The organism is Pedobacter sp. NEAU-ZC8, assembly GCF_059278965.1.
Genome location: NZ_JCAJXC010000001.1, coordinates 45,555 through 59,849, shown reverse-complemented (window position 1 = coordinate 59,849; position 14,295 = coordinate 45,555). Strand labels below are relative to the sequence as shown.

Sequence of the window (14,295 nt, the reverse complement as noted above, 5' to 3'; positions counted from 1 at the left end):
TTCGCAAAGCATTATGCAGGCTTAAAGAAAACGCTTGATGATGCGGAGTTTATGGGTGTAGCGTTTTAGTTCCTTGTTGAAAATGCCTTGATCATCAATCGGATCTATTCGTACCTGTCCGGAAGCATGTATAATCTCCTTTTGATTCAGGAGAATACCGACATGGATAATTCGACCTTCATCATTGTCAAAGAAAGCCACGTCACCAGCTTGCACCTCCGGCAGAAAATGAACGGTTTCGCCTTGCAGTGCCTGCTGTGAAGCATCGCGTTGGAGCTTGATACCAGCTAATTTATACACGATCTGTACGAAGCCGGAGCAGTCAATTCCAAACAATGTCCGCCCGCCCCACAGATAAGGCGCATGCTGGAAAAACAAAGCGCCAGTGATTACGCGCTCAAGCCGCTGATCCGGGTTTGGCTGCAAGGGTTCAAAATCGACTTTGTAAGTTGTATCACCAATCTTGCAAGAGCCTTGCTCATAGGCCGGGAGATTACTACCCGCAGCCAGGTAGATCTTGCTGCCATCTTCGAGCAAGATGCTGTTTATGGGCGCTGCAGGAGCCAAATACTGGTGCTCAGCGGTGGCAGCAGCCTCATCTGTGCCGATAGTAGTCAACTGCTTAAAATCCATGAAACCTTCATAGCCGTCAAACAAGTTCCGCACCTTGAGCCATTTATCCAATACTTCAAGAATGATCACCTGATCTCCAAAAAGTAGTTGCGAGACAATTTCTGCCTGATCCTTCGGAGCAGATCTTAAAGGGGCAATCGACACCCGACAGATTCCAAATTCATTTTCCATTCCGGGTATAAAACTAGTGAAAGCCTGGTAAAAACGTACATTAAACATTATATAGATGGAAATTGTTATAGGTGTACAAACCAAAAACCAGCAGATATGAATGTTAAGAAAGTACTAATTGCAGTAGATAACAGCACCGCCTCGGAGAAGGCAGCGCGTGTAGGCTACGAAATCGCACAAACATTCGGTGCTGAAGTAGCTTTGGTAAATGTTATTGAACCCCTTCCCGCAAACGTAAATCCTGATATGACACTGGCACCAGTGTTTTTGGAAACTTATGATAATAGTGAAGACAATAGCCACATCCTGCTTAAGGAAATGGAAGACAAATACGGCAATGGAATTCCTACCACCTATTTCAGTGTGATGGATAGTGCCGCTCATGGTATCATTCAGCAATCCGAAGAGTGGGGCTCCCACCTGATCGTTATTGGTACTTATGGCCGTACAGGCTTATACCATTTTCTGATGGGCAGCGTTGCTGAGCATGTAGCAAGAAAATCTGCCTGTCCGGTACTCATTGTACCAAACAAGGCAGATGTCTAGCCCCGGCGCTGTTCCAGCTTCGGATCAAACGCACATCAACCGCACATCAAACCCAGATGAAAGGCACAACGACCGCAGGAATCATGTGGCTTTCATCTGCCTTTGATCTGCGGTTTATAACGGGCTGTTGTGTGTTTTTATCAAATGAGACAACTGAGCTCCTTACCAGACGTAAGTCGCAACCGCACCTGCCGGCAGGCTGGCTTGGGCTACTTTCCCCTTATGTTTAATATTAAAGCTGCTGGCTGCCGAAGCAGTATTTACAACAATTAACACCGTTTTTCCATCTGGCCTTTTAAACGCTACATTATCCAGTTTATCAACCAGGTTAGATGCAATTCGTACAGATCCCGCCGGCACAAACTTGCTGGCATGACCAATAATGTAGTAAGCGACATTTCTGCTAACTCCATCACCTATGGTTAGTGCGCCTAAGCAACTGGTACATCCTCCAACCGTGTGTGGCTTGTACTGCGGATCGGCAGCCAGGTTCCACTCCAGCACATTTTTGCTCCAGTTCCTGGTTGCACCGATGATCAAAGTGGATACATGCCATTTCAAGTCTTCAGGGAAGTTTGAAGGACCACCAACCCACTGTTCTGTGAAGTACAGGTTCTTGTCTGGAAAAGCTTCATGAACGGTTGATAGTGCCTCTATTTTACCGCCGTATAAGTGGAAAGCCGAACCATCAACGTATTTAGCCGCTTCAGGATCTTTAAGAATGGTGATCGGGTAGTCCGGCCTGTCTGCATTATGATCATACACGATGATTTTAGTTTTTATCCCAGCTGATTTAAATGCAGGTCCCAAAGCGGTCTTGATAAAGTTTGCCTGATCCTGTGCTTCCATATACATGCTTGGTACGTTGCCGGGATGTAAAGGCTCATTCTGAATGGTAATGGCGTCGATAATGATGCCTTCAGCTTTCATAGCGTGGATGTATTTTACGAAATACTTCGCATAGGATTTATAGAATTCAGGCTTGAGGCTTCCCCCTTTGAAGCTATTGTTATCTTTCATCCATGTTGGTGGCGACCATGGAGAACCCATGATCTTTATTGCCGGATTTATGGCCACAATTCTTTTCAGGACAGGAAGGAAATCCGTTTGTTCCATTGCTAAGGAGAACTTCTCCTGATTAGGATCGGTTTGCCCTTCAGGTAGATCATTGTAACTGAAAGGTGCTGCGCTCAGATCAGACGCCCCTATACTAATGCGTAAATAACTTACACCAATGCCGTTATTCTTCGTGGAGAACAGCTCTTTTAACAGGGAATCTTTAGCGGCCTCTGGGAGCTTGTTAATCAACGTGGCACTACCGCCGGTAAGGGTATAACCAAAGCCATCTATAGACTGGTATGTTTGCTTGTCATTGATTTCAATCACTGGCCCGGCAGTCGCAGTCGCTGCTGATGTAAATGACAAGCCTTGGTTCTGTCTTGCAAGCAAAGATTTCTGATCTCCAGTGGTTAACCAAATACCGGTCTCTGCATTAGTAGAAGCGCTATTTATCATTTTTGTACCGGAGCAAGCAACTAACATGGCGCCAGCCAGCAAAGCTGTATACGGCAGCGCCTTTATACTTTCGAACTTTTTTATGTTCATATTTTAGGGGATTTATGTTTTTAAACAAGGTTGATTAGAAGGGCCTAAATGATAAAGGCTGATTGCTCAGCCCTTACCCTTTCTAAATTCTATCTCATGTTTGGATTTCTGTCGACTTCAGTTTGTGGGATTGGCCAAAGTAATTTCGCTTCAGTAACATTGTAGTTCAGCGGATTACCGTTGCCATCCTTTTGTGCATTCATGACGGTGACTGCACGTCCGGTTCTAACCAGGTCAAACCAGCGGTGCCCTTCGAAGGCTAGTTCGAGTCTGCGTTCTTTTTCAATTGCCAGTCGCATGGAGGCCTGATCGGCTGCAGCAGTTGCAGGCAGGTTTACGCGGCTCCGGATTTGATCTACCAGCTGTTTAGCTTGAGCCCATCCACCGGCAGACAGCTCATTTTGTGCTTCTGCTTTCAGCAACAGAATATCTGCCAGACGTAGAATGTAAGTGTCTGTCTTATCATCTGCGCGGTACTTATTAATGTGTGGATACGTTTTTGGATCCTTCCAGTAGTCATCATCCCAGCCAATACCATCGGTGAAGATGCTTGAGCTTTTGCGAACCTGGTCCTGCTCTGCATCAAAGGTATTCACCAGGTCGTTGGTTGGTGTATTGAACTTCTTCCAACCCGCGCCAAAGAGTTGGCTAGGCATCCAGTTACCGTGTGCGCCACCCCATCCATCATATTGCATTTCCCAGATTGCCTCTGAATTATTGTCGTGCTGCGAATCCCAAAGCTGATCGTAATTAGCCATTAAAGCATAACCATTATTGATCGTCGCATCCGCGTGTTCCAACACTTTCGCCCAATCCGGGTTTGCCTGTGTAGCATAAACCTTGGCAAGCAGCGCATTTGCAACACCTTTCGTGATGATGCCTTTGTTGGCGGATGTTGCACGTGCATGTGCCACACCATACTCCAGATCTTCCTTTATCTGTGCGTAGATCGCTTCTACAGAGGCTTTGGCGGGTTGAAATTCTGCATCCGTGGATGGAATTTTCAATACTAATGGTACTGAGCCCCACAATCTTACGAGGTTGAAGTACATGTAAGCACGCATGGTTCTTGCCTCTGCAAGGATCTGCTCACGTCGTCCGTCTTCATCCAGTTTAGGGTCCTGAATGTTGGGTACGTTGTCGGTTACCAGATTACAGTTCTTAATATCGCTGTACAGCGAGTTCCAGTCGCGGCTGATATTCCCGTTCGTAGCGTTAACAGTGAAAAGATCAATCTGTATGTTGGCTGGGTTATCCCCTCCTGCATAGGCATTGTCTGCCATCGCATCACCATTTACCAAAAAATCGTTGATGTGATAGTCGTTGTACATGCCATCATATACACCCTGAATGAGTTTTTCGGCTGCCGCTGCGTCTGCAAAGGCTATATCCGGCGTTACCTGACTAATCGGTTGTTTATCCAGGAAATCTTTTTTGCAGCTTGCAAAGCTAATCGTAACTGCAGCTGCTGCTATAATTGAGTATTGTCTGAGTTTCATTTTTGTTTGAATTAAAATCCAACATTTACGCCAAACAGGAATGTTCTGGCTTGCGGGTATGTTCCGTAATCAATACCCATAGATGGGCTATTGCCGCTGTATTGCTGCACTTCTGGGTCAAAACCGTCGTATTTGGTGAAGGTAAGCAGGTTGTATCCAGTTGCAAATACCGTTAATTTGCTCATGTTCCATTTGCCAAGGGTGGCTTTACCAAAGTTATAAGACAGCGTGGCAGTCTTTAAACGTAAGTAAGAGCCATCTTCTACGTATCTGCTTGATGTACGTGAGTTGTCGGTATTTCCGCGGTCTGCTTTTGGAATATTGGTTACCTGCCCTGGTGTTGTCCAGCGGTTTAATACGGTTGCAAGTTGGTTTTTGGAGTCATATAAACCTTCCAGTTCTATACGCGAGGCATTGAAAATGTCGTTGCCCTGAACGCCTTGAAAGAATAATGATAATGCAACAGGCCCGTAACTCAAGTTATTATTGATCCCGTAGGTAAATTTAGGCTGCGCATTACCGATAAAAGTACGGTCACCTGCATCAACGCTGCCGTTACCATTAAGATCTGCATATTCTGCAGCACCTGTTTGTGGATTTACACCGGTAAACTGATAGCCATAGAACGATCCCAGTGGTCTACCAACTTCAACCCGAATGGCATCATCGCGCTCGTAAACGCCTCCGAAGTTTATTGAGCTAAGTGAATTACCAAGGCTGGTCACCTTGTTTTTGTTGATGGAAAAGTTTAAATCAGTTGTCCAGCTGAATTTCTCGCGTTCAAAATTCTTCGTAGACAATACAAACTCCAGTCCCTTGTTCTCCATAGAGCCAACGTTTCTCGCCTGACTGCCGAAACCGGTTGCCTGTGGCAAAGGAACATTGATCAAAAGATCATTAGTTTTCTTCAAGTAGGCGTCTGCGGTAAAGGTAATCCTGGAGTTAAACATGCTTAGATCCAAGCCGATGTTGGTCTGTGTAGTTTTCTCCCAGGAAATATTCCTGTTTTCCAGCTGTGAAAAGTTGTATGAGCCCTGTGGTGTAGGCTGATACAATGCCAGGTAGGCATAATCTCCGATACCTTCATCATTACCAACTTTACCCCAGCTACCCCTGATCTTTAGATCATTGATCACTTTCGAGTCCATCATGAAGTTCTCGGCGGAAATGCGCCAGCCTGCAGATACTGAAGGGAAGTAACCATAGCGGTTTTCCTTAGCAAATCTTGAAGATCCATCTGCACGCATGTTAGAACTAAACAAATACTTGTTTGCATAAGCATAGGTGATACGTGCTAAATAAGAACGCTTGGTCCATTGCGCAAAGGCTGGTAGTTGTGGAAGTATAGACGTTCCATCCTGCAATAGGTTTTTGTTCGCATCTAAAAACCGGGTAACTTCATATGGATAGAACTTATAATCCGAAGATTGCAGGGTCATACCACCGGTAGCGGTAAATGCATGTTGTGCGAAGTTTTTGGTATAGTTTAGAATATTCTCGTTCAACCATACTTTATCATAGGCCTGATTGTCCCGGTAAATACCTTGCTGTACCCGTCCGTAGTCCGTGGAAAATGGATCAAGGAAGTAGCTGTAAAAGTTGTTGCTGTTATTAGTGCTGATGCTGGATTTGAAATAGAAATCATCCGTAAAATTCACCTGCGCGGAGAATGCGCCCAGAAAACGGAAGTTCCTTGTGGCATTTTTTGCAGCATACGCATTGGCAATCGGGTTCTCCCAGCCCCCGGCATTTGGATTACCGGCATACTGTCCATTTTCATTGAAGACCCCAATGTTCGGCGGAGTTGTCAAAGCTGACAAGATCGTTCCACCACGTGCTACACCTGCATTATCACTTACATCAATTGACTTTCTTGAGGTCAAAGATGCGGAACCGGTTAGCGTTAACCACTTTGTTAGTTTCTGCGAACCATTAAAGTTGGCGGTATATTTATCAAGCACAGCTGGTGCAACAGTACCCTGGTCACGTTGATATCCGGTAGAGAAATAATACTGGCCGCCTTTGATTCCGCCGGCAAGTGAAAGCTGATAGCTATGCTGTTTTCCAGTACCGAAAGTCAGGTCCTGCCAATCCGTTTGTTGGTTTCCGATACTTTGGTAACCAAGCTCCTCCATTAATGCACCGTACTGTGCGCTATTCAGGACTTTTTGTTGCTGCCACAGGTTAGAAAAACCGGTAAATGCATTGAACCCAACCTGCAGTTTTCCTGCGGTGCCCTTTTTAGTGGTGATCAGAATTACCCCGTTTGCACCGCTTGAGCCATAAATCGCCGCTGCAGACGCATCCTTCAGGATCGTCATCGTTTCTATATCGTTCGGGTTAAGGAAATCTGCATTCCTCGAGGTTACCCCGTCAATAACATACAGCGGACTGTTGGAAGCGGTGATAGAAGTATTACCACGAATACTTACCGCTACTCCAGCACCGGGCTTACCCGACTGCGAAGTAATTTGTACACCCGCTGCTTTACCCTGAATGGCTTGCAATGGATTGGTAACCGGCTGGTTTTGGATGTCTTTAGATGATACAGAAACAACTGCGGTGGTAATGTCCTTTTTTGTTGTTGTTCCGTAACCGATCACGACAACTTCATCAAGCTGATTATCGTCTTCTGATAGTACGACGTTCATCGACGTTTTTCCTGCTACAGGTTGCTCGATGGTTGTGTAACCGATAAATGAAAATGTTAGTGTTGCTTCGGCTGGTGCCGATAATGTGAATCTTCCTTCGGCGGAAGTTACGGTGCCTCTTTGTGCACCTTTGATCTGAATAGATACTCCAGGTAGTGCAATTCCCTGCTTGTCTTTTACGCTCCCGTTAATTGTAATCTCCTGTGCAATCGCGATTGAGAAACCATACAGTAGAAAAACAACAAACAGCGCAATCTTCTTTGTCATCATTGCTTTTGTAGTTTATAATTGGATGCTGTAAAGTTGAAGCTATTTCAGCTCATATCAAAGCAAACCAAGTAAAATACTTTGTGTAACTTATTGATAAACAAGCTATTGTAAAAATTTGATACGCTTTAGTACCGCAGCGCGATTTTTGGGTTATCGCTGAATATCAGCCTCAAAGACCAATATAGGGGTGCTGTTATTTGATGTCCTGATACGCTTCTATACCCCAGTAAATTTTTCCACGCTATCGGACAAAGACAGCAGGTTTAATCCAGAATGAGCTGGCTCCAGCCTTGTTTACCGGATCTTTTAAGAATGGTTTTCTTCTCTTCCATGGCTGTTTTTACTCGTGAACTGTAAGTCCAGCATGTACTTTGGCGCATATTCAACACCTCCGAGATCTTATGTGATGAGGTCTTCCCCTTGGTTGTGTAAATCAGATAAACCATGTAAAAAGCTTTGTTGATCGGAATCCTGGTGTTGTGAAATATACTATATGAGGTCACAGATTCCTCGTACCCACATTTGCTGCATCTTCGGCTATAAGGCGCGTGACCAGTATAGAACTGGGTATGCTTACACTTTCTACAGGCATAACCATTCTTCCATTTTAAATCTGCCAAGAACTGGTAACAGGTTTCTTTATCGGGATAGATGCGGCTAAACTCCTCGAAGTCCATTTCGGCCGACATGACCCGGGCGCGGGTTACCTTTTCTACATTGGTATTTAAGGCCTGGTTATCCATCTCCAGCAGCACGTTCATCCGGCTGATGTCTTCGGCTTGCTTTTTCAGTAGCGTGTTCATCTCCTCCAGTTCTGCATTTTTGGCTTCAATAATCAGCGACTTATGGGATACCTCCTGGGTCCGTGCAGCGACCTTAGATTCGAGCTCCCGGTTTATCTTGTCTTTTAACAACCTTAGCTGGTCCGCTATCGCAAAGGAGAAGAGCACCATTTCAGCGACGAAGGAAAAGCTTAAGCTGTAGTAGCTTACTACACCGAAATTCAGCCATCCATAACCAAGCATGATCAGGAATTTCAAACTAAAGCCAATGAACAAGACGCTATAGCCCAGAACAAAAAACCGTGCGGCTTGATAGCCCTTCAGGTAAACGTAGATACCTGCGAAAAACGCGAGGCTAAGTGGTACAACCTCCAGGAATTTAAAGCTGAATAAAGCATGGTCGAAGAACAGGCAGTATAGAAAGAACAGGAGTCTTAAACCTACCGCAGCGATAATTATTCTGTTGATCTTCGGCGCTTTCACATTTAAATGCAGTAGCTGTCGGGTAAATAGCAGCGCAAATACACTCGTACTGCAAAGTGCTACCGCATACGCGATCTGGTTGAATTCGGGGTGATTGGGCCAAAGGTACTGGTAAGCGATCCCGTCAGTGCTCATTTCATAAACACCGACGCTTAGGATATAGAGCACATAGTACAAGTACTCTCGTTGCTTCATGGAGATGAATAGTACCAGATTATACAAGCTGAACACGAGGATCATGCCATAGAAAACACCAAAAAACAGGTACTCATTGAGCGCATAAGCGATGAAGAAATCCACCGAACGAAGCACAACGATTGCATCAGCAATTTGGGAGGACCTAATTTTTATATAATAAGTGTTTATCTCCTGGCCTGAATTCTCAATGGGTATTTCAAAGTTCTTGTGCTTCAACCTGCGTTCGGCGAAAGGGTATTGATCTCCAAGTACCGTTTCCCGATATCCTCCCGCAGGTTCTGGCATGTACACGCTTATCGCGTCAATGGTCTGGTCGAAGAATTCAAGCAGGTAGTGTTTCTCCGCAGCAGGATTGCTCTTGATCTTAATTTTAAACCAATAGTTCGAGCTTAAGTTCAGGGTTTGCGGCGTACTTGCGCTGCTTGCTTTGAACCGGCCTTCATGATCGGCCCGGCGAATCTGATCGATGCCCAGACTACCCGAGGGGTCTTCAAGCATCTCTATTTCCTTGTAGGTGAATATATGCTGGTTTACATCATCCCGGATCACTACAGGTGTTTGTGCAGCAGCGGAGGAGCATGCAAGTATAATCAGGAACAGGAAAAGAAAGCCTTCGCGGCAATGCTTCAAATCAATTTGGATCATGGGGAAGTCCAAAGTTAAGCATTTAGCCAGAGCAGGGCATAAAAAAAGCCACTACAATTACTGTAGCGGCCTTGTATGAATATAGATAAACATTATCCTTCCTGGTGCAACCAAGCTTTCTTTTCTAGCAATTCAGTCTCCGTTTCACGAACGTCTTCATCATCTACACAGCAGTCTACCGGGCAAACTGCAGCACATTGAGGCTCATCATGGAAACCTTTACACTCTGTACACTTATCGGAAACAATGTAATAGTACTCGTCCGAAATTGCCTCCTGAACGGCATCTGCATCTACCTGGGTTGTACCGAAGTCGATAATTCCTTTCAGGTTGGTACCATCGGAGAACCTCCATGCAGAACCGGCATCATAAATTGCATTATTCGGGCATTCCGGCTCACATGCTCCGCAGTTTATACACTCATCTGTTATTTTAATAGCCATGTCTTCTTTTATATCTATGCTAAGTTTACCTTTGCGGTGCAAATATAACAATCTACTTTTAATTTACCGGAGATATGCCATTCCTTAGCGCTGAAAAATTAATAATTGCTTTCACGAAACTGGGCGCCTTTATGGCTGCACCAGATCCTGCCTTTAATGCAGTGATCGAAGGTTCAAGCAATCATAATGCCTGGTTCACGCCAGAGGAAGTAAAAAGAGCGGTACTGTCCCTCGGTAACATGCTCAACAACAACGATCTTGAGAAATGGTTTGAGCACATTGTTATTTCTGAAACGCCGAAAAAGGTAGGTTTAGTACTTGCCGGAAATATCCCGCTGGTTGGCTTTCATGATGTACTTTCCGTATTAGCTACTGGAAACGTCGCATTGATAAAGCTTTCCTCCTCAGATGATAAGCTGTTACCTGCCCTGTTGAAGGTCCTGGTTAGCTTTGAGCCAGCGTTGCAGCAGCAGATTCAGTATACGGAACGTTTGAAAGATTTTGATGCCATCATTGCAACCGGCAGCAACAACTCGTCCAGGTATTTTGATTATTACTTCGGTAAGGTTCCCAACATCATTCGTAAAAACCGGAATAGCGTCGCGGTACTAACAGGCCAGGAAAGTACAGCATCTATTGCGCGGCTCGGGCACGACATATTCGACTATTTTGGTTTGGGCTGCAGGAATGTTTCCAAGATCTACATTCCCGAAGGTTATGAGATCAAGCATTTCTTTGAGCCGCTGGAGACCTTTCAGCCGATCATCAATCATTTTAAGTACAACAACAATTACGACTATAATAAATCCATTTACCTGGTTAACCAGGTGCTGCACTACGACAATGGCTTTTTACTTTTGAAGGAAGATACGAGCATGAGCTCCCCTCTGGCGGTATTGTACTTTGAGCAATATAAGAACCTTGAGGATGTAACAGCAAGTTTAATCGGGCAGCAGGATCAAATTCAATGTGTGGTTTCAGAGGCAGCACTAAATTTGAACATTGCAGTGCTACCCTTCGGGCAAAGTCAGTCGCCAAAGCTTTGGGACTACGCAGACAACGTCAATACCATAGAATTTCTGAAATCGCTATCGGTTGACTAACGTGGTGTACAGCTGCAGAGCTACTTCTTTGCGGTAAGCTCCGCACGGATATCTTTTACAAAGGAAATGGAAACCTGGGCAACTTCAGAAGCTTGCTCATCCGACATACCCAACTGGGTAATCAGGCTAAGCACAAGCTTCTTCTTCTGCTCTTCCTGCCCCACTTCTTCTCCTTTTTCGAGGCCACCTGGTGCAACCTTTTTAATTGTTCTGATCAGTCCCATGTTATTTATCTTTTTGATAAGTTCGTTATCTAAAGAACAGCCATTTTAGATGATTATTGTCATCAGGCCTGCCTTACTGCCATCTTCTATTTTCAAACGACAATTGTCGGCATGGAACATTAAAGTTCCCCGCATTGGCTTGCTTCTTCGAAATTACATAATGTACGGCTATTTTCCGCCAGGGAAGCGTGGCTTGCAGGAATTTCAATTGTAAATACTATTTTTGAACAAAATGTATATTATTAAAGTAAAAGGCATCGCCAAAATTCCGGATTATGTGCAGTTGAGGGATGATAAGTTTACCTTGCTGGCATATTTCAGGCTAGACCGTCCGGACAAATCCCTGGAGAAACTCGGCCTTACCGATAAGATACCTTATATAATGAGTGAGATCAATGATTTGCCTTTTGGTGAGATCAAGAAAATAGATATTTAAGCATGGCAGGAAACGCAGTTATAAATCTAAAGAACGTTGATGTTTATCAACAGAAACACCTGGTACTAACCAATGTAAACCTGAATATCGATAAAGGTGAGTTTGTGTTCCTCATTGGCCAAACTGGATCCGGAAAGAGTAGTTTGCTGAAGATCATCTATGGCGACCTGCATATCGGTAATGGTGAAGGCAGTGTAGCGGGGTTTGATTTGAAAAAGCTTGCCATCCGTGATGTACCTTATCTACGCAGAAAGCTTGGCATTGTGTTCCAGGATTTCCAGTTGCTTACCGATCGTACGATTGAAAAGAACCTGGAGTTTGTGCTGAAATCTACCGGCTGGACCGATAAAAACCTGATTCAGGAGCGCATTAAGGATGTGCTGGAGAAGGTAGGCTTAAGGTCGAAGATCCGCAAAATGCCGCATGAGATTTCGGGAGGTGAGCAACAGCGCGTGGTAATTGCCCGTGCATTGCTGAACAACCCGGAGATCATCCTTGCCGATGAGCCTACAGGAAACCTTGACCCGGATACTTCTGAAGAAATTGTGATGCTGCTGAAGCAGATCAGTCAAAGCGGAACCGCGGTTTTGATGGCTACACACGATTACCACATTATACGCACCTTCCCTTCACGGATCATTAAATGTGAAAGCGGTGTGGTTCACGAAGATGCTACCATCAGCTAAAACCAAAGCTGACATAATTATTCCTTTTCAGCCATAATGATCAGCAATTTTCAGGAACGCTGACAGCATGGCTGATATTCTTTCATTGGCAAACCTTTTGAGTTTACCACCAAAAATTCTATTCTACCATGTTTAGCAAGAAGAAAAAGAACGATAACGATACCACGAATATGGAAAATAAGGCCGAAGAGCAAGTAACAAACGAACAGACTACTGCAGCGCAAACCAATGCAGAAGAACAAAGCGGAGCAGATACAGGTGCTGAAGAGACCAAAAATGAAGCTGCGCCAGAACTATCTGTAGAAGAAAAACTTAGACAGGAAAATGCTGCGCTGAATGATAAATATCTGAGATTATTTGCCGAGTTTGACAACTACAAACGCAGGACGCAAAAAGAGCGTATCGAGTTATTGCAAACCGCCGGAAAAGACGTTATTGTATCACTACTTACTATTCTGGATGATTTTGACCGTGCAAACAAAGCTGCGGAAACTGCGGTTGAAGTTGGCCCGATCAAAGAAGGTGTACAATTGGTACATAACAAATTAATAAGCGTTTTAAGCCAAAAGGGCTTAAAAGTAATGGAGAGTATCAACACACCGTTTGATACCGATTTACACGAAGCAATCACAAAAATTCCCGCTCCAAGTGAAGAACTTAAGGGCAAAGTAATAGATGAACTTGAAAAGGGATATACTTTGAATGACAAAGTGATCCGTTTTGCTAAAGTTGTTGTAGGTAGTTAAAATTATGAGTAAGAGAGATTATTACGATATTCTTGGTGTTTCCAAAAGTTCTTCGGCAGACGAGATCAAAAAGGCCTACCGGAAACTTGCCATTAAATATCACCCGGATAAAAACCCGAACGATAAATCCGCAGAGGATAAGTTCAAGGAAGCTGCTGAAGCTTATGAAGTGCTTAGCAATCCGGAAAAGAAACAGCGTTATGACCACTATGGCCATGCAGGTGTAGGTTCTTCTGCGGCTAGTGGCGGTGGCTACGGTGGTGGCGGCATGAACATGGAGGATATCTTCAGCCAGTTTGGAGATATTTTCGGTGGCGGTGGCGGCAGTCCTTTCGAGAGCTTTTTCGGCGGACAGCAGCAATCACGAGGCGGCCGACGTGTTGCCAAGGGATCAAACCTTAGAATTAAAGTTAAACTGACACTGGAGGAAATTGCCAACGGTGCAGAGAAAAAGATAAAAGTAAACAAACAGGTTACTTGTAAGACCTGTGATGGCAGTGGCGCTAAGGACCGTAACTCGGTAAGCACTTGTAGTACCTGCGGTGGTAGCGGTGCGGTAAGAAGAGTTACCAACACCATTCTTGGCCAGATGCAAACCTCTTCTACCTGCCCTACTTGTAATGGTAGCGGTAGTCAGATTACCAATAAGTGTAACTCCTGCCATGGTGAAGGTACTGTTAGAGGGGAAGAAACCATCACCATTAACATCCCAGCGGGTGTAAGTGACGGTATGCAGTTAAGCATGAGCGGTAAAGGTAATGCCGGTCCTAACGGCGGTATTCCAGGCGATCTGATCATTCTTATCGAAGAGATTCCACACGAAACGCTTAAACGTGAAGGAAACAACATCGTTTATGATCTTCACATCAGCATTATCGATGCAGCACTGGGCTTCAGCGCTGAAGTACCGACCATTGATGGTAAGGCAAAAATCAAGATCGAGCCAGGTACACAAAGTGGTAAGCTTTTACGCCTAAAAGGAAAAGGTATTCCAGAAATAAACTCTTACCAACGTGGTGATGAGATTATCCATGTGAACATCTGGACACCGAAAGCGTTGAGCAGTGAAGAGAGAGATCTTTTGGAAAAATTAAGAAGCTCTCCTAACTTCAAACCACAGCCAGGTAAAAACGATAAAAGCTTCTTCGAGAAGATGAAAGAATACTTTGAATAA

Annotated in this window: 13 protein-coding genes; 6 read left to right on the top strand and 7 right to left on the bottom strand. The window is 44.5% G+C overall.

All coding sequences use genetic code 11. From position 1 onward, the window contains the following. Window positions 1–21 precede the first annotated feature (21 nt). Entirely contained in the window at window positions 22–804 is a 783-nt protein-coding gene (locus AC5WJX_RS00295; RefSeq protein ID WP_494482862.1) for a C40 family peptidase, read from the bottom strand. Between the two features lie 96 nt (window positions 805–900). Between AC5WJX_RS00295 and AC5WJX_RS00290 the strand changes: the two genes are divergently transcribed. Next, complete coding sequence (locus AC5WJX_RS00290; protein ID WP_494482861.1) at window positions 901–1,350, top strand: universal stress protein; 450 nt, start codon at window positions 901–903, stop codon at window positions 1,348–1,350. A gap of 162 nt (window positions 1,351–1,512) precedes the next feature. Here AC5WJX_RS00290 and AC5WJX_RS00285 read toward each other — a convergent pair whose 3' ends face one another. From AC5WJX_RS00285 to AC5WJX_RS00265, 5 genes are all read right to left on the bottom strand, one after another. Then, window positions 1,513–2,955 (bottom strand): glycoside hydrolase family 30 protein, encoded by a 1,443-nt coding sequence (locus AC5WJX_RS00285; protein WP_494482860.1) that lies wholly within the window; start codon window positions 2,953–2,955, stop codon window positions 1,513–1,515. Between the two features lie 89 nt (window positions 2,956–3,044). Then, window positions 3,045–4,454: a RagB/SusD family nutrient uptake outer membrane protein gene (locus AC5WJX_RS00280; RefSeq protein WP_494482859.1), complete on the bottom strand. Its 1,410-nt coding sequence runs from the start codon at window positions 4,452–4,454 to the stop codon at window positions 3,045–3,047. Between the two features lie 11 nt (window positions 4,455–4,465). Continuing rightward, entirely contained in the window at window positions 4,466–7,375 is a 2,910-nt protein-coding gene (locus tag AC5WJX_RS00275; RefSeq protein ID WP_494482858.1) for a SusC/RagA family TonB-linked outer membrane protein, read from the bottom strand. Between the two features lie 263 nt (window positions 7,376–7,638). Next, complete coding sequence (locus AC5WJX_RS00270; RefSeq protein ID WP_494482857.1) at window positions 7,639–9,483, bottom strand: 7TM diverse intracellular signaling domain-containing protein; 1,845 nt, start codon at window positions 9,481–9,483, stop codon at window positions 7,639–7,641. A 92-nt stretch (window positions 9,484–9,575) separates the two neighbouring features. After that, window positions 9,576–9,926: a 4Fe-4S dicluster domain-containing protein gene (locus AC5WJX_RS00265; RefSeq protein ID WP_440430129.1), complete on the bottom strand. Its 351-nt coding sequence runs from the start codon at window positions 9,924–9,926 to the stop codon at window positions 9,576–9,578. A 74-nt stretch (window positions 9,927–10,000) separates the two neighbouring features. Between AC5WJX_RS00265 and AC5WJX_RS00260 the strand changes: the two genes are divergently transcribed. Further along, complete coding sequence (locus AC5WJX_RS00260; RefSeq protein WP_494482856.1) at window positions 10,001–11,029, top strand: acyl-CoA reductase; 1,029 nt, start codon at window positions 10,001–10,003, stop codon at window positions 11,027–11,029. A 20-nt stretch (window positions 11,030–11,049) separates the two neighbouring features. Here the strand turns inward: AC5WJX_RS00260 and AC5WJX_RS00255 are convergent, their stop codons facing one another. After that, on the bottom strand, window positions 11,050–11,253 hold the full coding sequence (locus tag AC5WJX_RS00255) for a hypothetical protein (protein ID WP_440430131.1): 204 nt from the start codon (window positions 11,251–11,253) through the stop codon (window positions 11,050–11,052). 232 nt (window positions 11,254–11,485) lie between these two features. Between AC5WJX_RS00255 and AC5WJX_RS00250 the strand changes: the two genes are divergently transcribed. From AC5WJX_RS00250 to dnaJ, 4 genes are all read left to right on the top strand, one after another. After that, complete coding sequence (locus AC5WJX_RS00250; protein WP_440430132.1) at window positions 11,486–11,689, top strand: fructose-6-phosphate aldolase; 204 nt, start codon at window positions 11,486–11,488, stop codon at window positions 11,687–11,689. A 2-nt stretch (window positions 11,690–11,691) separates the two neighbouring features. After that, the gene (locus AC5WJX_RS00245) at window positions 11,692–12,375 is read left to right on the top strand and encodes a cell division ATP-binding protein FtsE (protein ID WP_440430133.1); all 684 of its coding nucleotides are present in this window, start codon (window positions 11,692–11,694) and stop codon (window positions 12,373–12,375) included. Between the two features lie 128 nt (window positions 12,376–12,503). Beyond that, on the top strand, window positions 12,504–13,121 hold the full coding sequence (locus AC5WJX_RS00240; protein WP_440430134.1) for a nucleotide exchange factor GrpE: 618 nt from the start codon (window positions 12,504–12,506) through the stop codon (window positions 13,119–13,121). Between the two features lie 4 nt (window positions 13,122–13,125). Then, window positions 13,126–14,295, top strand: coding sequence for a molecular chaperone DnaJ (gene dnaJ, locus AC5WJX_RS00235; protein ID WP_494482855.1), 1,170 nt, complete (start codon window positions 13,126–13,128; stop codon window positions 14,293–14,295).